Source organism: Streptomyces chattanoogensis, assembly GCF_001294335.1.
In the GTDB taxonomy this organism is placed as follows: domain Bacteria; phylum Actinomycetota; class Actinomycetes; order Streptomycetales; family Streptomycetaceae; genus Streptomyces; species Streptomyces chattanoogensis.
Genome location: NZ_LGKG01000164.1, coordinates 68243 through 90119, shown reverse-complemented (window position 1 = coordinate 90119; position 21877 = coordinate 68243). Strand labels below are relative to the sequence as shown.

Below are 21877 nucleotides of genomic sequence, written 5' to 3'. Positions count from 1 at the left end.
CGGCGAGGGCGGCGATGCCCGGCTGATAGCCGAGGGTGGAGAAGTAGTCCACACCCGTCAGACACATCACAGGCCTTCCAGCATCCACGCCCGCAAGCGATGCCGTACGGCGGCCCCGGACGAAGAATCCGCAGGGGCGGAGGCGGCCATCATGTGCTCCTGTCGTACCGCGAAAAAATCCAGCCATCGACATGACGGCCGCGTAAGAGTACACACGTGCGATGTTTTCGCCACAACGTTCGACAGTGCGGCGCTTTGTGTCCCCCGAGCGGTGGTCAGGACGTCAGGGCGGGAGGCGGCGGAGCGGAGAAGGGCACGGCGAGGCGGGCTGGTCTCTCGTACCGGCTACGGCTCAGTGACTGGTGGCCGAGGTGCGCAGCGTCAGGTGACACGGGTGCTCTTCGCCGTCGCGGAGGAAGGTGAGCCGTATACGGATCTCGCGGGCCTTGGCCGCGAGGGCGGGCTGGGCGGAGATGCTGCCGTTGGTGCGCGTGCCGTCGCCGGCGGCTCCGTAGGCGCCACCCCAGTCGTAGTACTCGTTGCCGACGTCGTCCACGGCCGCGAGAGCCAGGAGCACGGGGGTGCTTTCGGCTGGGTCCGGCAGAGGCGGCGCGATCATGTAGTGGACGGTGAACGAGTCGTCCCGCCGTTTCAGGTCGTGGACGGACAGTTCGTGGGCGCCGTTGAGGATCTTCACCGAGGCGAGAGGGACGGGGGTGCGGTGCGGCTTCATGGCGACTCCTCCTTGCCGGGGGATGTTCAGACGGTGAGCCCGGCGACGCGGCGAGCCGGTTGTCCGGTGAAGTAGTGGACGTACTCGTGCGCCAGGCGGAATCCGGCGGTCCAGGCAACGAGCCGGCTGGGGCGGTTGTCGCGGGAGCAGGTCCAGCTCGGGGTGTGGCCGCGGGCCGCGATGTCCTGGCACAGGGCGGTCACGCAGGCCAGGGCGAGGCGCTGGCGGCGGTGTTCGGGGACGGTTGCGCAGGCGACGTCCTCGTACGTGGTGCCACGGAAGTAGGTGCAGGCCACGGCGAGCACGCGGTCCTTTGCGAAGGCCGCCCAGCCGTGCCCGGAGGCGGCGAGGCCTGCGGGTCCTCCCCAACTGGTGTGAATCCACGTCGCGTCGGGGTGCAGCGCGGCGAGCGCCGGAGCGTCCCCGGGTGCCAGCCGACGCACTGTCACACCATGGGGCGGGCGCGGAGGCGACACGCGGACGCGATGCACGTATGCCATGCGCTCCCACGGTACGAGCAGATCGAAGGCGTTGCCGAGTAGCGGCAGGAAGCGGGCCGGGGCCTGGACGTAGTGCGCGGCGAAGGGGGCGAGCGCGAGCGGCGCCAGGGTGGTCGGGTCCCCGCGGAGCAGCAGGTGGTCGGCGCAGGCCACGGCAATGGCACGGGGATCGATCGCGCGGTCGGCCCACCAGCGAGCGGATCCCGGCACCAGCGCATGGTCGGCCAGCGCCGCCGCTCCGGGAGGGCCGCCCGCGAACCAGTGCGTGAGAGCGGGGAGTTGGTCGGGGGAGAGTTCGATCACGGAGGCTCCTTGTGGCGGTCGCGGGGTGGTCCGAGCGGGGCGGCCCTGGCGGGGCCGCCCTGCTCGACGGTCAGCTCTGGCCGGCCTTGCTGCCGTGGTTGGCCTTCTTCTTGCGGCGTGCCTTCTTCTTGCGGGCGCGCTTGGACATCGGCGTAAGGGCCCTTCGTTCTAGGGGCGCCTGGGTCCTTCAGGCGGTGGGTTCTTCAGGCGCTGTGGCCGACGAGCTGGTCGGCGAGTTTGGTGAGGCGCTTGACGGTGCGGCCCTCGGTCGCGGCGGGGGCGGGCTCGACGCGTTGGTCGCGGTCGTAGTAGGCGCCGTTGACGATCTCGGTGGCCGGGTCGCAGAGGCGTACGACATGGGCGGCGCCTTCTGCCGCGGACTCACCGCTGTTTGCGTAGAGCGACAGCAGCCCCGTCTCGCAGACGCCGGGGTGGACGGAGACGGCTGTCACCCGTGGGTCGGCGGCGAAGACGGTGAGCGCGAGCTGGGACTGCGCGTAGGCCGCGAGCCGGGAGTAGCGGCGGGCGCGCTGCGGGTCGCTCCACTGGATGGAGGCGGTGCGGTGCAGCGACGAGGAGACGTTGACGACGCGGCCGCCCGGGTCGCGGGTGAGGGCCGGCTCCAGAAGGCAGGTCAGCAGGTAGTGGGCGAGGAAGTTGACCTGGAAGGCGATCTCGTTGCCGTCTGCGGTGACGGTGTGCCGCTCGGGCGCGGCCATCGCGGCGTTGTTGACCAGGACGTCCAGCTGCGGATGCTCGGCGAGGACCCGCCGCGCCATGATCTCGACCTCCTCCAGGTACGTGAAGTCGGCGGCGAATCCGCACAGTCGGGCGCCGTCGACGCCCGCGGTGGCGATCAGCTTGTCGGTCGCGGCCTGGGCTTCTTCGGCGGTGCGGCCGTGGACGAGAACGGTGGCGCCGCGCTCCGCGAGCCGGCGGGCGGTTTCGAAGCCGATGCCGGAAGTGGCGCCGGTCACCAGGACGGTACGGGAGGAAAGGTCGGAAGCGGACATGATCCATTCCAGGAAGGGGATGAAGGGAAAGGGATGGGGTGCGCCGAACTGGCCCCTCAGGGCGATGGCGTACGGGCACGAAAAAGGGGCGCCGGATGAAGTCAGAGCGCCCCGTAGGGATGCGGGAAACGTCTCAGCTGGAGGCGGACGTTTCCGGACAGCGTGGCGCACGACACGGACCCGCCGGATGAGGCGGACGGTCGAGAAGAAGCCAGGCGCTGTTCACATCCCCCATCAAATGCCGTGCCGCAGCCGGCTTCAAGAGAACCGCACAGCTCTTGACGCACCCCTGATGAGCTGCGCTTTCGGCCGATGACGAGCGCAGATCCACCGACACGACGGTCACGGATGGCACGGCTGAATGGGAGGTGTCTTCAGGCTCTTGCGGTCATGGGGTGTTGTCTCCCGGTCGGCTCTCTGCGGTACTGGATACGACTGTTTGGGCGTGTTACCAGCTGTTCTGGCGTGCGGGAGGGGGTGTGGGGCGGAAGACCCTGGAGGCGGCTCGACACATCCCGACCGGCGACCACAGTGAGGACACGCAGTGATACCGCACGTACAGTTACCAGGGCACGTGGCCGGGTGGACCCTCAAGGAGAAGACGGCTGTCGCTGCCGAGATGGGTGACGCCTGTAGGCACGAAGGTTTCTTCTTCGTCCACGATCACGGTATCCCCACCGACTTGATTGGGGAGGTCTACTCGGAAACACAGCTCTTCTACCGGCTGCCTGTGGAGGAGAAGGGCAAGTACGAGGCTTCTGAGAAGTCCCAGTTTCTGGGATACCGCGGACTCGGCAGGGAAAAGAGCCGCACCCACAGCGGAACCGAGGCTTGCGAGCAGTACCGGCTCGGCAACACCACCCACGAACTCGCCTTGCCGGAGTCCGTGGACTTCTACCACGAACACTTCCCGAAGTCCCTGGAGCTCTTCCGCCACTTGACCCACCTGGGTGACGGAATTCTCGCTGCTTGCGCCCTGGGCCTGGGGCTGGAGGAGGACTTCTTCAAGGGCTACCTGGGCAGGCCCTTGCACCGGCTGGGACTCAACTATTACGGCGCAAGCCATCCGTCTGACGTCGGCTCCAAAGTCGACTACGCGATGTCGCCGCACGTCGACCTATCTCTGCTGACCATCCTCGACCAGGATGAACCGGGCCTGGACGTCCGCAATCCCGACGGGACGTGGCAGGAGGTTCCCACCGTACCGGGTGCCCTTTTCCTCTTCCTCGCTGACTACGTGCAGCGCTGGTCGAACGGGCTGTACCGGGCGGCCCCGCACCGGGTAACCGCGGTGCGCTGCGACCGGATGTCGATCCAGTACAAGCACCGGCCTGACTACGGTGTAGTGGTCGCTCCGCTGGATGCCCTCACTGGCCCGGCCGATCCGCCCAAGTACGCACCGCTCAACACCGGCTCCGAGTACGTGGCCGTGCTGAGGTCGCTGCTCGGCAGGTGACACACGCCTGGCGTCAGAGTGTTGTTCTCGCCGGTCCTGGTGGCGAGGCTGACCTCCCGCCCGGCCCGCCCGGTGCCAATGGTGGGCGTAATGAACGGAGTGAGGTGATGCCGCGGTCAATGCAGAGATCCTTCTCCCGGTACCGCATCGCGCCCGCCCCGCACAGATACGCCCCGGCGCCTGTGACGGCCGTGAGGTCGGCGAGCCTTTGCGATCGGCCCAGACGGGTCGGGAGGTGGCTGCTGCGGATCAGGGCAGCGGCTCTCAGTTGCCGCGGCGCACCCGGGCCGCCTTGCGGGCCTCGGCGAGCTTGCGGGCCTCGTTGGCCTTGCGGGACTTGCCGCCGGTGCCGCGGGAGGCGTCCTTGCTGGTGCCCAGGCCGCGGAAGGGGGCGTTGGTGTTCTTGGCCCGGGGCGCGGCGGGCCCGCCGTCGAGCGGGGTGCCGGAGGGGGCCTTGGCCCCGGTGATCCGGCTCAGCTCCGCCTCGCCGGAGCGCACCTTGGTGATCGTCGGCTCGATGCCGGCCCCGGCCATCAGCCGGCTCATCTCGCGGCGCTGGCCCGACAGCACCAGTGTGACGACGCTGCCGGACTCACCGGCCCGGGCGGTGCGGCCCGCGCGGTGCAGGTAGTCCTTGGGGTCGGTGGGCGGGTCGACGTTCACCACGAGATCGAGATCGTCGACATGCAGGCCACGGGCCGCGACATTGGTGGCCACCAGAACGGTGATCTGGCCGTTCTTGAACTGCGCGAGGGTCCGTGTGCGCTGCGGCTGGGACTTGCCGCTGTGCAGGGCCGCGGCGTGCACTCCGCTGGCCCGCAGATGCCGGGTGAGCTGGTCGACCGCGTGCTTGGTGTCCAGGAACAGCAGTACGCGGCCGTCACGGGCGGCGATCTCCGTGGTGACGGCGTACCGGTCGGGGCCGTGGACGACCAGTACATGGTGGTCCATCGTCGTGACCGCGCCCGCGGAGGGGTCGACCGAGTGGACAACGGGGTCGTGGAGGTAGCGGCGGACCAGGTGGTCGACGTCGCGGTCCAGGGTGGCCGAGAACAGCATCCGCTGGCCGTCGGGGCGCACCTGGTCGAGCACCTCGGTGACTTGCGGCAGGAAGCCCATGTCGCACATCTGGTCGGCCTCGTCGAGGACGGTGATCCGTACCCGTCCCAGGCGGCAGGCCCTGCGCTCGATGAGGTCGTGCAGGCGGCCAGGTGTGGCGACGACGACCTCGGCCCCGTCGCGCAGCGCAGCGGCCTGCCGGCCGATCGACATGCCGCCGACGACCGTGGCCATCCGCAGCCGGAGCGCGTCGGCATACGGCGTGAGCGCCTCGGATACCTGTTGGGCCAGCTCCCGGGTAGGTACCAGGATCAGGGCGAGGGGCTGCTTCGGCTCCGCGCGCCGCCCGGCCGTGCGTGCGAGCAGCGGCAGGCCGAAAGCGAGCGTCTTGCCCGATCCCGTGCGCCCGCGCCCCAGGACGTCTCGTCCCGCGAGGGCGTTGGGCAGCGTGGCTGCCTGGATCGGGAAGGGCTCGCGCACGCCGAGCTCGGTGAGCGTTCGCAGCACCTCGGCCGGCAGCTCCAGGTCGGCGAAGGAGGCGACCGGGGACGCCGTCGGGGTGGGGGGCTCTGGCTGGGAAAGGTCGCCTCGCGAGGTGCCGAGGCGGTCCGGGTGGTTCATGAAGAGCCTTCCGCATGGGGAACGTACCGAGGAAGGCCCGGCAGGAATGAGCAGCCGACGAGCGGCCGAGGAACAGGGGGAACCGGATGGACGGAATCGCCAGCCGCCACGATCGCGCAAACGTTTGAGACTAACACAAAGCGACAGTTCGACCTGGCGCTGTGGTGCTGATCACTCCGCCTGTGTCGGTGACGCGACACAGGCTTGGTGCTTCAGTGACGCTTCGCGTCCTGAGCTGGTGTCTGTCGCTGTCCTGGAATGGGAGGGATGGCTGAAGTCGGATGGCTGAAGTCGGTTGCTGGACCGGGGAGTTGGAGTCGGTGTTTGCTCGGGTGGCGCGGGCCGGTTCGCTCGGGTGGATCTGAGGTGGCGGATGCGCGACTACGTCCGTGGCCTGCTGGGGCAGGCGGCACGCAGGAATGGGCCGGCAGCTTGCCGAATGGGTGTGGTCACCGCACGCCGGATGGCTTTGAGCGGCTTTTGAACAGCAGTGTCTGGGACGCGGATGCCCTGTGTGACGATGCCCGTGCTTACGTCGGTGAGCGTCTTGGCCCGGGTGGTGTGCTGATTCTCGATCACACCGGGTTCATCAAGAAAGGCACCGCGTCGGCCAGGGTGGGACGTCCGTACACGGGTACCTCGGGAAAGTCGGGAAAGATCGACAACTGTCGGATCGGGGACTTCGCCGCCTACGCCACCAGCTCGGGCCGGGCATTGGTCGATCGGGAGCTCTATCTGCCCAAATCCTGGACATCCGACCGTGAGCGGTGCCAAGCAGCGAAGATCCTCGATGAGCGGGGCTTTGCCACCGAGGGGGACTGGCCCGGGACATCGTCCGCCGCTGCATCACCGCGGGCCTGCCCGCCGCTTGGGTCACCGCGGACGAGGCCTACGGGCAGGACTGGCACTTCCGCCGACTACTCGAACAGCTCGGCCTCGGTGACGTCGTGGCGGTACCCAAGTCACAGCAGATCAAGTCCCTGGCCGGGATCCGGCGCATCGATCAGCTCATCGAAGATGCCCCAGCGGATGCCTGGCAGAAGCTGTCCTGCGGTGACCGGGCAAAGGGCCCGCGGGTTGACGACCGGGCCGCGGCCCGGCTGCCCGTCAACCTGGTTCTTCCCGCTACCAGCAGCCGACCAGGGTGATGACCAGGGTGAATACATCCCCCGTACCTGATCGGCACCCGACTCGAAACGAGCCGCACCCAAAGGTCATCTCGTGTGAGGCAGCTCTTTCGCGCAGATACCGGGACATGACATTACGCTTCACCCTACGCTTGGGGCCGCCGCGGAGCGCTTGCGCCGCGTAGTGGGCGGGCGTCTGCACTCTGGTTCAGCGCGACGCCGAGAAGACCAGGGGGCCACGGCACATGGAACTGCGGGTCAGGGTGGCGCACGCCGAAGTCCCGGGCGACCCTTCGGGCTGGACCGGGGCGTTCGCGGATTGGCTTGTCGAGGATCGTCGGCTCGGTCGGCACGCCGATATACGGCGGGGCCGCTCGTCGCCGAGTGACGGGGGGATGTCGGGAGACCTCGTGAGCTGGATCAGTCTGGCTGTCGCCTCCGGCTCGTTGGCCACAGATCTGATCATGGTCTACGGTCACTTCCGCGCCTCGCTGCCGCGTCGGGTGCGGTCAGCCGCGCGACTGATCGTGGAGCACGGCGAGAGCCGCGTCATCGTCGAGGAGGGCACGGCGGAGGATGCCGCCCGGGTCGTGCGGGCGTTGAACGCCGCGCAGGCAGCAGACGAGGAGACCTCCCGCATTTCGTCAGCGCCACCGGTCGTGCCGCCAGCGGCAAACGCGCCCCAGGAAGGGGAACCAGGCGGTGGCGCTGCCTGATCCACGAGCGAGCCGCGCCGTACTCATCGGTGTGCACGACTATCGGCAGCTGGATCCCCTGCCCGGTGTGCGACTCGGGGCCCGCAGGCTGGCGCAGCTATTGCGCGATCCCCAGGTCTGGGGCCTGCCTCGCCGTAACGTCACCCTTCTCCACGCGCAGGCATCCGCCAACGAGGTACTCGAAGCAGTCCGGGACGCCGGCGAGACCGCGACCGACACCCTCATCGTGTACTTCGCCGGGCACGGACTGCGTGACCGAGGCGGCGAACAGCTGTACCTGGCGTTGTCGGATGCCGACGATGAGCACCTTGAGATCGGAACCCTGGCGTATCCAACGCTGCGCCGCGTGATCACCGGAGCCGGACACCGTGCCAGCCGCCGCATCACGGTGCTGGACTGTTGCTTCAGCGGTCTTGCGATCAGCATGGGGGGCGACGTCTCCGTTGTGGACCGTCCCAGTCTGGCGCGGCTGCTGGACGAGCAAGAGGACGACGAAGACGGCATAGGTGATGAGGGCGACTACGGCAGTTGTGTGCTGACCTCCGCGGCCCGGACGGAACGCTCGTTCACGCCGCCCGGCAGGTACCCGGACTTCACGGGCGAGCTGATCCACGTTCTGGAACACGGCATCTCCGAAGCGGGGCCTACGCTCAGCATCGACGACATCTGGCGGCGCGTACGCCTCCGGCTCCAGCGGCGCGGCCGGCCCCTGCCCCAGCAGTTCGGCCACAACGCGGCGGCTGTACGGCCATGGGTCCACAACCGTGCCCATCACCCGCCGTGCCCTGAACCGACCACGAAGCCTGCCGCCCCACCCGCGGTCACGTCTTCGGCTCCGCGAGCGGCCGAGCGCCCCAGTCAGGACCGGCTTTCCGGCAATGCAAGCCCCCGGCCGATGCTCCGACGACGCACCTTCGTTATGGCAGGCGCCGTCATCACCGCCCTGGGCGGCATGTCCGCTGGAATCCTGGCCACCTGGGACGAGTCCAAGGGCGACGATGATCCTACGGACATCGGTGGTCCCGAAATCACCAGCCAGATACCAACCAGCCCTCGGCCCACGCCAAACACCCGCTCCGCCCCCGAAGTCCAGGCACTCGATGCACTCACCGGCCATCCCGATACAGTCTCGTCAGTGGCGTTCAGCCCGGACGGCAAACTCCTCGCCACCGGCAGCGGTGACACACTGCGACTATGGCACGTGGGCGCTCGCAAGCAGTTCGGCAAGCCACTCACCGACCCCACCGGCGTCATCAGTTCAGTGGCGTTCAGCCCGGACGGCGAGTTAATTGCCAGTAGCGGCTTCGGGCGAGTAGTGCAGTTGTGGGATGTAAGCACCCGCACACAGGGCCGGCCACTCACCGGCTATGCGGAAGCCGTCTTGTCGGTGGCGTTCAGCCCGGATGGCAAACTCCTCGCCACCAGCGACGCGAAGGGCGACGCGAGCGCATCCGCGTACGGAGCCTCCTTGTGGGATGTGGCCACACGCAAGCAACTGGGCAAGCCCCTCGTCGGCCACGCCCTCTTCGTCTGGTCGGTGGATTTCAGTCCAGATGGCAAAATCCTCGCCACGGGCAGCAACGATGAAACAGTGCTGCTGTGGGACGTGACCACCCACAGTCAGCTGGGCAAGCCCCTCACCGGCCACACCAGTCCCGTCTTGTCGGTGGCGTTCAGCCCGGACGGGAAACTTCTCGCCACCAGCAGCTGGGATGGCACGGCCCGGCTGTGGGAGGTGACCACTCATAAACGGCTGGGCAAGCCCCTCACCGGCCACACCGGTCCCGTCTCGTCAGTGGCGTTCAGCCCGGATGGCAAACTCCTCGCCACGGGCGGCAAGGATCACACAGTGCTGCTGTGGGATGTGACCATCCAAAAGCGGCTGGGTAAGCCCCTCGCCGGCCACACCGGCTCCGTCTTGTCGGTGGCGTTCAGCCCGGATGGCAAACTCCTCGCCACCAGCAGCGCGGATCGCACGGTGCGGCTGTGGCAGCTGGAATAGCATGCGTCCTCGCCACCCATACGCCGGACGACGAAATGCAGTGCGTGGGGTGACGGAATATCCCGCGAAGGCCGGCTTGCCGGCTCTCCTGGGCGAACTCCAGACAGAGCCACCGCCGATGCTGGTGAACAGCGTCCCCGTACGCTGGCCTGACATGCGGCCCCGCAGCATCCACCCCAGCCAGTACGACCACTGGCAAGGAACGTCGGGCGCGGGCGGAAGGGCGGGCCCGTCGTGGGGGACGAGTCCAACCCCTTCCGTGATGCCGGACAGGACGCGGAGACGAGTACGAGGGGGGTGGGGTGAGCCCACCCAGACGCCCGGGCGTGGCACCGTGACGTGGCTGCCTTGAGGTCCTGGCTCCATTCGTGACTGGCTGTACCGTCCCCAGCTCTTGGGTGTCCGGGGCTGGATGGCTCCGTCAGTGCCCGAGTACAGCGCCTCCAATGTTGTTGCGGGACTCGCCCGTGATGTAGCGGGCCTCGGGAGAGGCCAGGAAGGCGACGGTCGCGGCGATCTCCGCCGGCTCGGCATCCGGATTCGTGGAGAGTAACGCTACTGAGTGGATCGAAACGCAACTGAATCGTGACTGGCTTCGCAGTCATTCGGCCACGGTCCCCCCTCCCGCCACGGTGTACCTGCCGGTAATGTCGGCGGCCACCTACCGGGGGGTATGGACGGCTCTTGCGAGGGGGCAGTCTTTCGAAACGGTGCGAGGAGGCCTGATGGCGACTGATCCGCAGTCCGTATATTCGGGGCGACCGCATGGCTGCCCGGACGAGCGCTGGCAGCGTATGTGGAGCCATCGCGAGCATCTGCTGAGGGTCGCGCGCAGGCGGTCCATGAGCGTCGAGGACGCGGAGGACGCCGTACACGAGGCGATGGTGCGCGCCCTGGAGAATCCGCACGTCGAGGACGAGCGGCTTGGGGCGTGGCTCACGACCGTGACCATGCGTCTGTGCGTCGACCGGTACCGCCAGGTCAAACGTGAAGCCGAGGTCGGCACCCGCTCGATGCTGACCCCGCACCCCATCGCCCCAGTCGACGAAGCGGTGTGCGATCGCGCCGAGGCCAAGTGGCTGGCGAACCGGAGCGGCGAACTGCCGGCACGGCAGGCGGAGGCACTCTGGCTCAAATCGGAGGACCTGGACGTCGGCCAGGTCGCCCGGAAGATGGGGCTGAGCTACCGGACGGTCGAGTCGCTGCTCGCCAGGGCCCGCCGTACGATGCGCAACTCGCTCGGCGCGACGCTCGCCACCGGCTTCTGGATCTGCTGGCGCGGCCGGCCCCGGCTGGCCAGCGGTGCGCAGGTGGTGACGGTGGCGTCCACCGCGGCGACGCTCGCAGTTCTGGGGTTCGCACTTCCCTCCATATATACGGAGGAGATGGAGGAGGACGGGGTTCGTTCGCCGGCTTCCTCCCAGACCGTTGCCGACTCGCCCACGGGGGCGGAGGGCCACCACCGGACCGACGTGCCCGGCCTCATGGCCGGATCGGAGTCCCGCGGTCCCGCGGCGTGGGGACCGGCCGGGCCGCTCGCCGGCGCCGGTCTGTTGCTGCTCGACGTGTCTCTGCCGCTGCCGCCGCCGACGGAGTTGGCCGTTCCGGCCACCCCGTCCGTTCATCGGATGCTGTCCGTACTGGATGTTCAGGGTGTTCCGGACGCGCCCGATGTTCCGGAAGCCCCGGCGGTGCCCGGTCTCTCCTCCGCTGCTTCGGCGCCCCTGACTGCTCCGTCCGCTCCGGCCACTCCGTCCGCTCCGGCCGCTCGGGCCACTCCGTCCGCTCCGGCCACCCCGTCCGTCCCGGGAAATTCTGCCGAGGATGCCGAGGACGACGTACCGATAGCCACCCCGCGCGACACCCCAAGCGACACCCCCGGCGAACTGCCGCGCGCGCCCCGCGCACAGTGATGTTCGCCCCTTGTCGACGCAGGATTGCGCCCCGGTAAAAAACTTGGCGCAGGAGCGACGGACGCCCGGCCCTTCCCCGTAGAGCTGATGACAGAGCTGCTTCAGGGCTGAAGGGCGGGCCGGATGGGTGTCGAGATCTGTGTGGAAGGGTTGACCAAATCCTTCGGTCACCAGGTTATTTGGCAGGACGTATCGCTGACTCTGCCCGCTGGGGAGATATCGGTCATGCTGGGCCCTTCGGGCACCGGCAAGTCTGTGTTCCTGAAGACGCTCGTCGGCTTGCTGAAGCCGGACAGAGGCTCGATCGCGATCGCGGGGAAGGACATCACCCGGCTCCGCGAGCACGACCTGTACGAGGTGCGCAAGTTGTTCGGCGTCCTCTTCCAGGACGGTGCGCTCTTCGGCTCGATGGACCTCTACGACAACATCGCCTTCCCGCTGCGTGAGCACACGCGCAAGTCCGAGAGCGAGATCAAGCGGATCGTCCTGGAAAAGATGGACTTGGTCGGCCTGATCGGAGCCGAGGGGAAGCTGCCCGGCGAGATATCCGGCGGTATGCGCAAGCGAGCAGGTCTGGCGCGGGCGCTGGTGCTCGACCCGGAGATCATTCTCTTCGACGAGCCTGACTCCGGGCTCGACCCGGTGCGTGTGGCGTACCTCAACCAGCTGATCGTCGACCTGAACGCGCAGATCGACGCCACCTTCCTGATCGTCACCCACGACATCGCCTCGGCCCGCCAGGTGCCGGACAACATCGGCCTGCTCTTCCGCCGCGAGCTGGTGATGTTCGGCCCCCGCGAAGACCTGCTCACCAGTGAGGAGCCGGTCGTGCGCCAGTTCCTCAACGGACGCATGCAGGGGCCGATCGGCATGGCCGAGGAGAAGGACGCGGCTCAGGTCAAGCAGGAGCTCGCCGAGCTCCATGCCGGAAACCACCGCGGCCCGAAGGGCGGCAAGGGAGCGGGCGGGGGCAAGATCCCGCGCCTGCTGCCCAGCCCCGGCATCACCCGCCCGCCCCGCTGGGAGGAGATCGCCGAGCAAGAGGAGAAGATGCAGCGGCTGCGGAAGCTGCGCGCGGCCGTGGGCCCGGACGGCGGGGTGACCGGAGCATGAGCCTCTCGCCCACGGCCGGGCTGAAACATTCGGGCAGCCTCTTCTCGCTGGCTCTGGACGTTCTCCGCACCCTGCCGCGCCGCCCTTTTCAGCTGCGGGAGTTCATCCAGCAGTCCTGGTTCATCGCGAGCGTCACGATCCTGCCGACCGCGCTGGTCTCCATCCCGTTCGGCGCGGTCATCGCACTTCAGATCGGAAGCCTGACCCGGCAGCTGGGCGCACAGTCCTTCTCCGGAGCCGCGTCGGTTCTGGCGGTCCTCCGTGAGGCGTCGCCGATCGTGACCGCCCTCCTCATCGCAGGAGCCGGCGGCTCCGCGATCTGCGCGGACCTCGGCGCCCGCAAGATCCGCGAGGAGATCGACGCGATGGAAGTCCTCGGCATCGATCCGATCCACCGGCTGGTCGTCCCCCGTGTGCTGGGCTCGATGGCCGTGGCGGTGCTCCTCAACGGACTGGTCTCCGTGGTCGGCGTGGCCGGCGGCTACTTCTTCAACGTCGTGATGCAGAACGGGACGCCGGGCGCGTATCTGGCCTCCTTCACCACCCTCGCGCAGCTGCCCGACCTCTATTGGGCCGAACTGAAAGCGCTGCTCTTCGGCGCCATCGCGGCGATCGTCGCCTCGTACAAGGGCCTGAACGCCAAGGGCGGTCCGAAGGGAGTCGGCGACGCGGTGAACCAGTCGGTCGTCATCACGTTCATGCTGCTGTTCGTCACCAACTTCGTGATGACCGCGGTCTACTTCCAGCTCGTTCCGCAGAGGGGTTAGTGATGGCGCTGTCGGAACGATTCCTCTCCGGTCCCCTCCGCTCCCTCGAAGAGCTCGGGACCCAGCTGTCCTTCTACGGGCGCTCCCTCGCCTGGACCGGCCGCACCCTGCGCCGTTACAAGAAGGAGGTCCTGCGCCTGCTGGCCGAAGTGAGCTTCGGCCGCGGAGCGTTGGCGGTCGTCGGCGGCACCGTCGGTGTCATCGCCTTCCTCTCCTTCTTCACCGGCACCGAGGTCGGACTCCAGGGATACACCGCGCTCAACCAGCTCGGCACCTCCAACTTCGTGGCGTTCCTCTCCGCCTACTTCAACACCCGTGAGATCGCCCCCCTGGTCGCCGGGCTCGCACTCTCCGCCACGGTCGGCGCCGGGTTCACCGCCCAGCTCGGCGCGATGCGGATCAGCGAGGAGGTCGACGCGCTCGAGGTGATGGGCGTCCCCTCACTGCCGTTCCTGGTCACGACCCGGATGATCGCCGGGTTCATCGCGGTGATCCCGCTCTACGTGGTCGGTCTGCTGTCCTCGTACTTCGCGGCCCGGACGATCACCACCGGCTACTACGGGCAGTCCAGCGGCACGTACGACCACTACTTCCAGCAGTACCTGCCACCCATCGACGTGCTCTGGTCGTTCGGCAAGGTGATCGTCTTCGCCGTCGTGATCATCCTTGTCCACTGCTACTACGGCTACTGCGCCAAGGGCGGCCCCGCGGGGGTCGGTGTGGCGGTCGGCCGCGGTGTACGGACGTCCATCGTCGCCATCAACATCCTTGACTTCTTCCTCAGCCTGGCGATCTGGGGAGCCACCACGACCGTGCGGATCGCGGGGTAGCCGATGTCGACAACCAAGCCATTCAAGCTGCGGCTTTACGGCGTCGTCTTCATCGTCGTCATCGGCCTGCTGCTGTCGCTCACCGTGGCGATCTACCAGAAGGTGTTCACACCGACCGTAGCGATCACTCTGCAAGCGGACACCGTCGGCAATCAGCTGGAGCCGCCCGCCGACGTGAAGCTGCGCGGCCTCATCGTGGGCGAGGTCCGCGAGGTGCGGGCCGACGGCGACAAGGCCACGGTCGACATCGCGCTCTCCCCCGAGCGCGCGTCGCTCATCCCGGCCGACGTCCACGCCCTGCTGCTGCCCAAGACGCTGTTCGGCGAGAAGTACATCGACCTGGTGATCCCGGAAAAGTCCGCCGCTCGGCCCATCCGGGCCGGAGACGTGATCACCCAGGACCGTACGAAGGCCGGCATCGAGCTCCAGAAGCTGATGAACGACCTGTTGCCGCTACTTCGTGCGGTCCAGCCGGCCAAGCTGAACGCCACGCTGTCCGCGTTCGCCACCGCATTCGAGGGCCGCGGTGACGAGATCGGTGCGAACTTCGAGCGCGTCGAGCGCTACCTCCACCGCCTCAACCCGCACATGCCGGCGATGCGCAAGGACATCTCGCGGCTGGCCGACGCGGCCGAGGTCTACGGAGACGCCGCCCCCGACCTGCTGAGAATCCTGCACAACAGCATCACCACCAGCCTGACCGTCGTCGAGAAGAAGGACGAGATGGCCTCGAACCTCACCGGGACCACCACCTTCGCGCACACCGCGAAGGACTTCCTCGACGAGAACTCCGCGCGGTTCGTCACCCTCGGCCGCGTCTCCCGCCCCACCCTCGCGCTGCTCGATCGCTACTCGCCCGAATACCCCTGTCTCCTCAGTGGTCTGACAAAGGAGGAACCGCTGGCCGAGCAGATCTTCAAGGGCGGGAAGATGCACATCACCCTGGAGGCCGTCCTGCCCCGGTCCCCCTACCGCCCCGGCGAGGAGCCGCGCTACGCCGACCGCTCCGGTCCCCACTGCCGCGGACTTCCCCACCCCGGCAGGCCCCAGCCGCCGATCAAGCTCGACGACGGCACCAAGGGCTCCGACGGCCCGGCATCCGCAGGACAGAGCGGCGTGACGGCAACGGCCGCCGAGCAGCGGGTCATCGGCCCGCTCGTGGCCCCGGTCATGGGTGTGCCCGCCGATGAGGTGCCGTCCGTGACGACCCTGCTCTTCGGCCCGATGGCACGTGGAACGGCGGTGAGTGTCGCATGAAGGCCAGGGAAACGGCCGCGCCACTGGTCAAGTTCAGCATCTTCGCCGTGGTGACCCTCCTCGCGACGGCGATGCTCTCGGCCACGATCGTCAACGTCGACTTCACGCCCAAGGACACCTACAAGGCGGTGTTCAGCGACGTCACCAGCCTGGAGGAGGGCGACGACATCCGGGTGGCCGGCCTGCGCGTCGGTGAGGTCGAGGACATAGAAATCAAGCAGGGTGGCCAGAACAAGGACCGGACCCTCGCCGAGGTCACCTTCAGCGTCACCGACGACCGGCCGTTGCTCACCTCGACGCGCGCCGTCATCCGTTTCCGGAACCTCGTCGGACAGCGGTACATCGCGCTGACCGAGGGGGCCGGGGACGGCACCCGGCTCAAGCCCGGAAGCAGCATCCCGCTCTCCCGTACGCAGCCCGCCCTCGACCTCAACGCGCTGCTGAACGGCTTCAAGCCGCTCTTCGCCGCGCTGAGCCCGAAGGACGTCAACCAACTCGCGTCGGAGATCATCAAGACCCTGCAGGGCGAGGGCGGCACGGTCAACAGCCTGCTCGCGCACACCGCCTCGCTCACCACGACGCTCGCCGACCGCGACGAGCTGATCGGTTCCGTGATCGACAACCTCAACGAGGTGCTGGGAACGCTGGACAAGCGCAGCACGCGCTTCTCCGGCCTGCTCAAGCAGCTGCAGCGGGTGATCTCCGGACTGTCCGCCGACCGCAAGGCGATCGGCGACTCGCTCACCGGCATCAGCGACCTCGCGGGCGCCACCTCCGGCCTGCTGCGGGACGGCCGTCCGGCACTGCGGTCCGACATCGCGGGACTCTCGGAGCTCTCCGGAACGCTGAACAAGAACGAGAAGACCGTGGAGGGCGTCCTGAAGCGACTGCCGCACAAGCTCAACAAGCTGACCGCCACCGGCTCGTACGGCTCCTGGTTCAACTTCTATCTGTGCGACTTCGACGGCCGGATCATGCTGCCGCAGACGACGAAGGCGTACACGCCCGACCTCCACGTCGCCCAGGCGAGGTGCGGCCGATGATTCCCTTCCGCGAGCGCAACCCCGTCGCGATCGGAGCGGTGGGCCTCACCACCATCGCGCTGCTGATCGCCGGCGCGTTCAACATCGAGAACCTTCCGCTGATCGGGAACGGAGAGGAGTACAGCGCCGCCTTCTCCGAGGCGAGCGGTCTGAAGTCGGGCGACGAGGTCCGCATCGCCGGGGTCAAGGTCGGCAAGGTCAGCGACGTCGACCTCGACGGCGACCACGTCAAGGTCACCTTCCGGGTCAAGGACGAGCCGAAGTTCGGGAGCGACACCGGCGCGTCCATCCGGGTCAAGACGATCCTGGGGGCCAAGTACCTCTCACTGGAGCCCAAGGGCACCGGTCAGCTGGAGCCCGGGAGCGAGATCCCGCTGAAGCGGACGGTGTCGGCGTACGACGTGGTGGAGGCGTTCAGCGACCTGACCACGACCAGCGAGAAGGTCGACACCGAGAACCTGGCGAAGGCCATGGACACCATCTCCACGACCTTCAAGGACTCGCCCGCCGAGGTCAAGGCGTCCATCAAGGGGCTGTCCCGGCTCTCCAGGACCGTGGCCTCGCGCGACAAGGAGCTGCGTGAGCTGCTCTCGCACGCCAACGGCGTGACCGGTGTGCTCTCCGACCGGTCGAAGGAGTTCATGAAGATGGTGAAGGACGGCAGCGCGCTCTTCGAGGAGATCAACAAGCGGCGCACGGCGATCCACAACCTGCTCGTGAACGCCTCCGAACTCGGCGTGCAGCTCTCCGGCCTCGTCGACGACAACCGCCGGCAGATCGGCCCCGCGCTGAACCGCCTGAACACGTTCGTCGCGATGCTGCAGCGCAACGAGAAGAGCCTCGACCGCAGCATCAAAGGGCTGGCGCCCTTCGTCCGGGTCTTCACCAACACCCTGGGCAACGGCCGCTGGTTCGACACCTACATCCAGAACCTCGTCGCCGCGCCCGCGCCCGCGACCGTGCGGGGCGGCTCGTCCGCGCCCCAGACACCCCCGGGAGGGTCCCGATGAAGCGGCCACCGAACCGGCCCCGGCGCGGGTCCCTGCAGCGGCCCCGGTGGACCTTCCTGCCGCAGGGGCGCGCCCGTCGGCTCCCCCAGGGGCGAGCCCGCCGCCTCCGCCTGGGGCGCACCCTCCGCGTCGTCGCGCTCGCCACCGTCCTGTGCCTGCTCGTCGCCGGCCTGACCGTCGCGTTCTGGCCGAAGCCGGACCCCGTCAAGGTCACCGCGTACTTCCCGCGGACCGTCGGCATCTACCCCGGTTCGGACGTGCGCGTCCTCGGCATCCCGATCGGGGAGGTCAAGAGCGTCACCCCGCAGGGTCGCAGGGTGCGGGTCGAGATGGAGTACGAGGCCGGTCGCAAGGTGCCCGCGGGCGCCAAGGCCGCGATCGTCAACTCCTCGGTGGTCAGCGACCGTTACGTCCAGATGCTGCCGGTGTACCGAGGGGGCCCGGCCATGAAGAGCGGCGCGGTCATCCCCGAGGAGCGGACGGCCGTACCGGTCGAACTGGACCGGATCTTCGACAGCCTCCACACGACATCGGAGGCGCTCGGTCCGCGCGGTGCCAACAAGAACGGAGCGCTGTCCCGGCTCATCGGCGTCAGTGCGGACAACCTCAAGGGGAACGGCGGGAACCTGAACCAGACGATCAAGGATGTCTCGCAGGCCCTCACCACTCTCTCCGACGGACGCAAGGACATGTTCGGGACGGTGAAGAACCTTCAGGTGTTCACGGCCGCGCTGGCGGCGGACGACGACAGCGTCCGCTCGTTCAACGACAGTCTGGCCAGGACCGCGAACCAGCTCTCCGGCGAGCGCAAGGACCTGGCGGAGGCGTTCAGGAACCTGTCCGTCGCGCTCAAGGACGTGTCCGGATTCGTCCATGGCAACAAGAAGGCGCTGACCCGCAATGTGAAGGGTCTCAGCGAGGTGACCCGTGTGCTGGTCAAGCAGCGCGCCGCACTGGAGGAGCTGATGGACGTCGCGCCCGCCGGTCTCGGCAATCTCGCGAACGCCTACAACCCGGCATCGGGCACGCTGGACACCCGTAACAACGCCGAGCAACCGCAGGATCCGGCCGGCCTGATGTGCTCCCTGCTCAGGACGGCGGGCGAGAAGTCGGACTGCCACGACCTGCGGAAGCTGTTCGGTGACCTCCCTGAACTGCCGACCGCCAACTCCCGGACCGGAGCGATCCCCCCGGCGTCCGGTGTTGCCACGACCGACAAGACGCTCGGTGGCATCCTGGGAGCCGAGGCATGACCGCCCCGCGCAAAGCGGCCGCGTGGGCGGCCTCCGGGGCGCTGCTGCTGACCGGCTGTGAGTTCAACGGCCTGTACGACGTCCCGCTGCCCGGCGGCGCCGCCGCCGGAGACGCGTACCACGTGACGGTCGAGTTCCGGGACGTCATGGACCTCGTGCCGCAGTCCGCGGTCAAGGTCAACAACGTCACCGTGGGCGCCGTCGAGAAGGTGGAGCTGCACGGCTGGCAGGCGCGCGTACGGCTGCGCGTCGACGACACGGTGAAGCTGCCGGCCAACGCCGTCGCGGAGCTGCGCCAGACCAGCATCCTCGGTGAGAAGTACGTCTCGCTCGCCAAGCCCGTGGACGTACAGCCCGTCGGCAGGCTCACCGAGGGCGCGCGGATCCCGCTGTCCCGGAGCAACCGGAACGCGGAGATCGAGGAGGTGCTGTCCGCTCTGTCGACGCTGCTCAACGGCGGCGGTGTGGCGCAGCTCCACACGATCACCGTGGAGCTGAACCACTCGCTGGCGGGCCGCGAGGACCGGGTGAAGAACCTGCTGACCGAGCTGGACACCTTCCTCGGCGGCCTGGACGACCAGCGCTCGGAGATCATCCGCGCCATGAAGGGCATCGACCGGCTGTCCAAGAGGCTCGCGCAGGAGAAGGCCACGATCGGCCGGGCGGTCGACACCATGTCGCCGGCCCTGAAGGTCCTGGCCGACCAGCGCAAGGACCTGACGCGGATGCTGCGCTCGCTGTCCGACCTCGGCACGGTCGGCACGAAGGTGATCAACGGCTCACGGGACGACACGATCGCCAACCTCAAGCACCTGCAGCCGATCCTCACCCAGCTGAACAAGGCGGGCAACGACCTGCCCAACGCGCTGGAGCTGATGACCACCTATCCGTTCCCGCGCAACTCCGTCGACGCCATCAAGGGCGACTACACCAACCTGCACATCACCGCGGATCTCGACCTGAGGAGCATCTACGGCAATGTCTCCAAGGGCGGCGGCAAGAAGCCCGGCTCGCCGGACAAGCCGAAGCTCCCCGGCAAGCCCGATCTGCCGGCCACCCCGGACGTGCCGGACCTGCCCGGTCCGGTGACACCGCCCTCGGTGCCCTGCCTGCCCGGCAGCGACTGCGCGGACGGCCAGGGCGGGGACAAGGGATCGTCCGGCGGCGCCGTGCTCTGCCCGCCGGTGTGCACCAGCAGCTACGCCGCCCGCCAGGGCAGCGGCTGGACCGGTTTCGGTGCCGGCGTCGACCTGGGCCTCGCGGAGCTCCTGACGAAGGGGATGCAGCCATGATCACTCGTACGGTCAAGGTCCAACTGCTCGCCTTCTCCGCAGTCACCGCGATCGGCGTGTCGTACGTCGGCGCCGAGTATGCGGGACTGGGCGACCGCCTGACGGACAGCGGGTACTCCGTGCAGGCCCGGTTCGCCGACTCCGGCGGCATCTACTCGGGCGCCGAGGTCACCTACCGCGGCGCGCCCGTGGGCCGCGTCGGCGAACTGCGCCTGGTCGGCTCGCGCGTTTCGGTGGAGCTGCGCATCAAGGACGGCTCGCGCATCCCTGCCGACACGCTCGCGGTCGTGGCGAACCGCTCGGCGGTGGGCGAGCAGTACATCGATCTGCAGCCGCGTGCCGCAGGCGGCCCGTATCTGCACGAGGGCAGCACGATCTCCCCCAAGGACACCCGCACGCCGCTGCCGACCACGGAGATGATCCGCAGCTTCGACCGCCTCGTCGGCTCCGTGGACAAGAAGGACCTGCGGACCACCGTCGACGAGCTGGGCCAGGCGTTCACCGGCACGGCCCCGCACCTGACCCGGTTGGTCGACTCGGGCAACCGGCTCGTGGAATCGGCGAGCGACACCCTGCCCCAGACGATCTCGCTGATCGACGACTCGGGGACCGTCCTGAAGACGCAGATCGACAAGGGCTCGGCCTTCAAGTCGTTCTCCCGCGACCTGGCGGACCTCACCGGCCAGATCAAGGACAGCGACCGCGACCTCCGCCGGCTGGTGGACGGCGGTTCGACGGCGGCGCACGAGATGGACTCACTGCTGAAGGCCAACCGGAAGGCGCTGCCGGTCCTGCTGGGGAACCTGATCAGCGGTGGACAGGTCACCGTGGCCCGGCTCCCCAACGTGGAGCAGACGCTGGTCACCTTCCCGGTCGTCGTGGCCGGCAGCTTCACCGTGCTGCCGGGTGACGGCACCAGCCACTTCGGCATGGTGGTCAACGCCGACGACCCGCCGTCGTGCCGGCGGGGCTACGGATCGACGCAGCGTCGCGACCCGAAGGACACCCGCGAGGTGCACGCGAACACGTCCGCGCGCTGCACGCTCCCGCGGGGCAGCAAGAGCTCGGTCCGCGGCGCGCAGAACGTTCCGCGGCCCGGAAGTTCCGAGGTGCGGGGCGGCCGCGGCGATCCGGCGTCGTACATCGCACCGTACGATCCCGCGACCGGGCAGGCCGCCGGTCCGGGCGGGGGGACCGTCCAGATCGGCTCGACGGGCGGAGAACAGAGTGCGTTCGGAAAGGACTCGTGGCAATGGCTGCTCGTCGGACCTATGGCATGATCCGCCGCCTGGCGGAGCGTACGGCGGCGTCCGCGCCGCGCCCTGCGACCGAGGCCGTGCGCGCGGCGCGGGAGAGCCGGGTGCTCCCCGTTGCGCTCGTCGGCGTCCTCGCCGTGCTGGTGGTGCTCTCCGGCTTCTTCGGGGTGCGGCTGTACCAGCAGCACGGGGAGGAACAACGCAATCAGAACATTCTGGCGGCGGCCCGGCAGTCAGCGGTGAATTTCACCTCGCTCGACTACCGGCACTACGACCGGGACAGCAAGAACGTCCTGAAGGGCGCCACGGGTGACTTCAAGGAGCAGTTCACCGCCCAGACCAAGGAGCTCACCAAGCTGGTCGCGCACAACAAGTCGGTTTCTGAGGGACACGTCCTAGAAGCCGGTATCGCCAAGGCGGGCGACACGTCCGCCCAGGTCCTGGTCGTGGCCGACAGCAGGGTGACCAACGTCGCCGCGCCCCAGGGCCAGGCCCGCAACTACCGGCTGCAACTCGACCTCGTGCTCGAGGGCGGGCGGTGGCTGACCTCGAATGTCGAGTTCGTCGGCTGACCCGTCGGCTGATCCGCACCCCCCACAGCCGTCTGGCGAGT

The 21877-nt window shown here is 68.4% G+C and carries 20 protein-coding genes and 1 pseudogene; 15 read left to right on the top strand and 6 right to left on the bottom strand.

What is annotated here, in order from left to right; translation table 11 throughout:
• The 5 genes from ADL29_RS44705 to ADL29_RS31070 all read right to left on the bottom strand — a co-directional run.
• The coding region (locus ADL29_RS44705) for a hypothetical protein (RefSeq protein ID WP_211274425.1) at positions 1 to 187 on the bottom strand (187 nt) is incomplete at its 3' end.
• 165 nt (positions 188 to 352) lie between these two features.
• A complete protein-coding gene (locus ADL29_RS31080; RefSeq protein ID WP_053926886.1) occupies positions 353 to 733 on the bottom strand; it encodes a hypothetical protein in 381 nt (126 codons plus the stop codon).
• Positions 734 to 759: 26 nt separating this feature from the next.
• The gene (locus ADL29_RS31075; protein WP_053926885.1) at positions 760 to 1536 is read right to left on the bottom strand and encodes a GNAT family N-acetyltransferase; all 777 of its coding nucleotides are present in this window, start codon (positions 1534 to 1536) and stop codon (positions 760 to 762) included.
• Positions 1537 to 1606: 70 nt separating this feature from the next.
• Complete coding sequence (locus ADL29_RS46840; protein ID WP_397911949.1) at positions 1607 to 1684, bottom strand: 50S ribosomal protein bL37; 78 nt, start codon at positions 1682 to 1684, stop codon at positions 1607 to 1609.
• Between the two features lie 55 nt (positions 1685 to 1739).
• Positions 1740 to 2549 (bottom strand): SDR family NAD(P)-dependent oxidoreductase, encoded by an 810-nt coding sequence (locus tag ADL29_RS31070; RefSeq protein ID WP_053926884.1) that lies wholly within the window; start codon positions 2547 to 2549, stop codon positions 1740 to 1742.
• 574 nt (positions 2550 to 3123) lie between these two features.
• On the opposite strand from ADL29_RS31070, the gene ADL29_RS31065 reads away from it, so the two are divergent.
• A complete protein-coding gene (locus ADL29_RS31065) occupies positions 3124 to 4005 on the top strand; it encodes a 2-oxoglutarate and iron-dependent oxygenase domain-containing protein (RefSeq protein WP_245689710.1) in 882 nt (293 codons plus the stop codon).
• 264 nt (positions 4006 to 4269) lie between these two features.
• Here the strand turns inward: ADL29_RS31065 and ADL29_RS31060 are convergent, their stop codons facing one another.
• Entirely contained in the window at positions 4270 to 5685 is a 1416-nt protein-coding gene (locus ADL29_RS31060) for a DEAD/DEAH box helicase (protein ID WP_053926882.1), read from the bottom strand.
• Positions 5686 to 5966: 281 nt separating this feature from the next.
• Between ADL29_RS31060 and ADL29_RS41930 the strand changes: the two are divergent.
• The 14 genes and pseudogenes from ADL29_RS41930 to ADL29_RS30995 all read left to right on the top strand — a co-directional run.
• Positions 5967 to 6791: pseudogene (locus ADL29_RS41930) on the top strand (IS701 family transposase); the annotation flags it as partial.
• Positions 6792 to 7057: 266 nt separating this feature from the next.
• Positions 7058 to 7528, top strand: a complete 471-nt coding sequence (locus ADL29_RS45650) for an effector-associated constant component EACC1 (RefSeq protein ID WP_053926881.1) — start codon at positions 7058 to 7060, stop codon at positions 7526 to 7528.
• Complete coding sequence (locus tag ADL29_RS31050; RefSeq protein ID WP_053926880.1) at positions 7515 to 9530, top strand: caspase, EACC1-associated type; 2016 nt, start codon at positions 7515 to 7517, stop codon at positions 9528 to 9530. Before ADL29_RS45650 ends, ADL29_RS31050 begins: the two co-directional genes overlap by 14 nt.
• A gap of 725 nt (positions 9531 to 10255) precedes the next feature.
• Positions 10256 to 11443 (top strand): RNA polymerase sigma factor, encoded by a 1188-nt coding sequence (locus ADL29_RS31045; protein ID WP_078971424.1) that lies wholly within the window; start codon positions 10256 to 10258, stop codon positions 11441 to 11443.
• A 123-nt stretch (positions 11444 to 11566) separates the two neighbouring features.
• The gene (locus ADL29_RS31040; protein WP_053926879.1) at positions 11567 to 12556 is read left to right on the top strand and encodes an ABC transporter ATP-binding protein; all 990 of its coding nucleotides are present in this window, start codon (positions 11567 to 11569) and stop codon (positions 12554 to 12556) included.
• The gene (locus tag ADL29_RS31035; protein WP_053926878.1) at positions 12553 to 13323 is read left to right on the top strand and encodes an MlaE family ABC transporter permease; all 771 of its coding nucleotides are present in this window, start codon (positions 12553 to 12555) and stop codon (positions 13321 to 13323) included. The genes ADL29_RS31040 and ADL29_RS31035 overlap by 4 nt, the downstream gene beginning before the upstream one ends.
• 2 nt (positions 13324 to 13325) lie before the next feature.
• Entirely contained in the window at positions 13326 to 14153 is an 828-nt protein-coding gene (locus ADL29_RS31030; protein WP_053926877.1) for an MlaE family ABC transporter permease, read from the top strand.
• Between the two features lie 3 nt (positions 14154 to 14156).
• Positions 14157 to 15410, top strand: a complete 1254-nt coding sequence (locus ADL29_RS31025; protein WP_053926876.1) for an MCE family protein — start codon at positions 14157 to 14159, stop codon at positions 15408 to 15410.
• Complete coding sequence (locus ADL29_RS31020) at positions 15407 to 16453, top strand: MCE family protein (RefSeq protein WP_053926875.1); 1047 nt, start codon at positions 15407 to 15409, stop codon at positions 16451 to 16453. The genes ADL29_RS31025 and ADL29_RS31020 overlap by 4 nt, the downstream gene beginning before the upstream one ends.
• Entirely contained in the window at positions 16450 to 17463 is a 1014-nt protein-coding gene (locus ADL29_RS31015; RefSeq protein ID WP_053926874.1) for an MCE family protein, read from the top strand. Before ADL29_RS31020 ends, ADL29_RS31015 begins: the two co-directional genes overlap by 4 nt.
• Entirely contained in the window at positions 17460 to 18716 is a 1257-nt protein-coding gene (locus ADL29_RS31010; RefSeq protein WP_245689709.1) for an MCE family protein, read from the top strand. Before ADL29_RS31015 ends, ADL29_RS31010 begins: the two co-directional genes overlap by 4 nt.
• A complete protein-coding gene (locus ADL29_RS31005; protein ID WP_053926873.1) occupies positions 18713 to 20008 on the top strand; it encodes an MCE family protein in 1296 nt (431 codons plus the stop codon). The genes ADL29_RS31010 and ADL29_RS31005 overlap by 4 nt, the downstream gene beginning before the upstream one ends.
• A complete protein-coding gene (locus ADL29_RS31000) occupies positions 20005 to 21288 on the top strand; it encodes an MCE family protein (RefSeq protein ID WP_053926872.1) in 1284 nt (427 codons plus the stop codon). Before ADL29_RS31005 ends, ADL29_RS31000 begins: the two co-directional genes overlap by 4 nt.
• Positions 21261 to 21836, top strand: coding sequence for a hypothetical protein (locus tag ADL29_RS30995; protein ID WP_245689708.1), 576 nt, complete (start codon positions 21261 to 21263; stop codon positions 21834 to 21836). Before ADL29_RS31000 ends, ADL29_RS30995 begins: the two co-directional genes overlap by 28 nt.
• The last annotated feature ends 41 nt before the right edge of the window (positions 21837 to 21877 follow it).

What these genes read in the sequence shown, in the direction of transcription:
- ADL29_RS30995 (WP_245689708.1), top strand. Translation starts at nt 21,261, where the DNA reads ATGGCTGCTCGTCGGACCTATGGCATGATCCGCCGCCTGGCGGAGCGT.
- ADL29_RS31000 (WP_053926872.1), top strand. Translation starts at nt 20,005, where the DNA reads ATGATCACTCGTACGGTCAAGGTCCAACTGCTCGCCTTCTCCGCAGTC.
- ADL29_RS31060 (WP_053926882.1), bottom strand. Translation starts at nt 5,685, where the DNA reads ATGAACCACCCGGACCGCCTCGGCACCTCGCGAGGCGACCTTTCCCAG.
- ADL29_RS31015 (WP_053926874.1), top strand. Translation starts at nt 16,450, where the DNA reads ATGATTCCCTTCCGCGAGCGCAACCCCGTCGCGATCGGAGCGGTGGGC.
- ADL29_RS31010 (WP_245689709.1), top strand. Translation starts at nt 17,460, where the DNA reads ATGAAGCGGCCACCGAACCGGCCCCGGCGCGGGTCCCTGCAGCGGCCC.
- ADL29_RS45650 (WP_053926881.1), top strand. Translation starts at nt 7,058, where the DNA reads ATGGAACTGCGGGTCAGGGTGGCGCACGCCGAAGTCCCGGGCGACCCT.
- ADL29_RS31070 (WP_053926884.1), bottom strand. Translation starts at nt 2,549, where the DNA reads ATGTCCGCTTCCGACCTTTCCTCCCGTACCGTCCTGGTGACCGGCGCC.
- ADL29_RS46840 (WP_397911949.1), bottom strand. Translation starts at nt 1,684, where the DNA reads ATGTCCAAGCGCGCCCGCAAGAAGAAGGCACGCCGCAAGAAGAAGGCC.
- ADL29_RS31020 (WP_053926875.1), top strand. Translation starts at nt 15,407, where the DNA reads ATGAAGGCCAGGGAAACGGCCGCGCCACTGGTCAAGTTCAGCATCTTC.
- ADL29_RS31040 (WP_053926879.1), top strand. Translation starts at nt 11,567, where the DNA reads ATGGGTGTCGAGATCTGTGTGGAAGGGTTGACCAAATCCTTCGGTCAC.
- ADL29_RS31030 (WP_053926877.1), top strand. Translation starts at nt 13,326, where the DNA reads ATGGCGCTGTCGGAACGATTCCTCTCCGGTCCCCTCCGCTCCCTCGAA.
- ADL29_RS31005 (WP_053926873.1), top strand. Translation starts at nt 18,713, where the DNA reads ATGACCGCCCCGCGCAAAGCGGCCGCGTGGGCGGCCTCCGGGGCGCTG.
- ADL29_RS31025 (WP_053926876.1), top strand. Translation starts at nt 14,157, where the DNA reads ATGTCGACAACCAAGCCATTCAAGCTGCGGCTTTACGGCGTCGTCTTC.
- ADL29_RS31080 (WP_053926886.1), bottom strand. Translation starts at nt 733, where the DNA reads ATGAAGCCGCACCGCACCCCCGTCCCTCTCGCCTCGGTGAAGATCCTC.
- ADL29_RS31045 (WP_078971424.1), top strand. Translation starts at nt 10,256, where the DNA reads ATGGCGACTGATCCGCAGTCCGTATATTCGGGGCGACCGCATGGCTGC.
- ADL29_RS31035 (WP_053926878.1), top strand. Translation starts at nt 12,553, where the DNA reads ATGAGCCTCTCGCCCACGGCCGGGCTGAAACATTCGGGCAGCCTCTTC.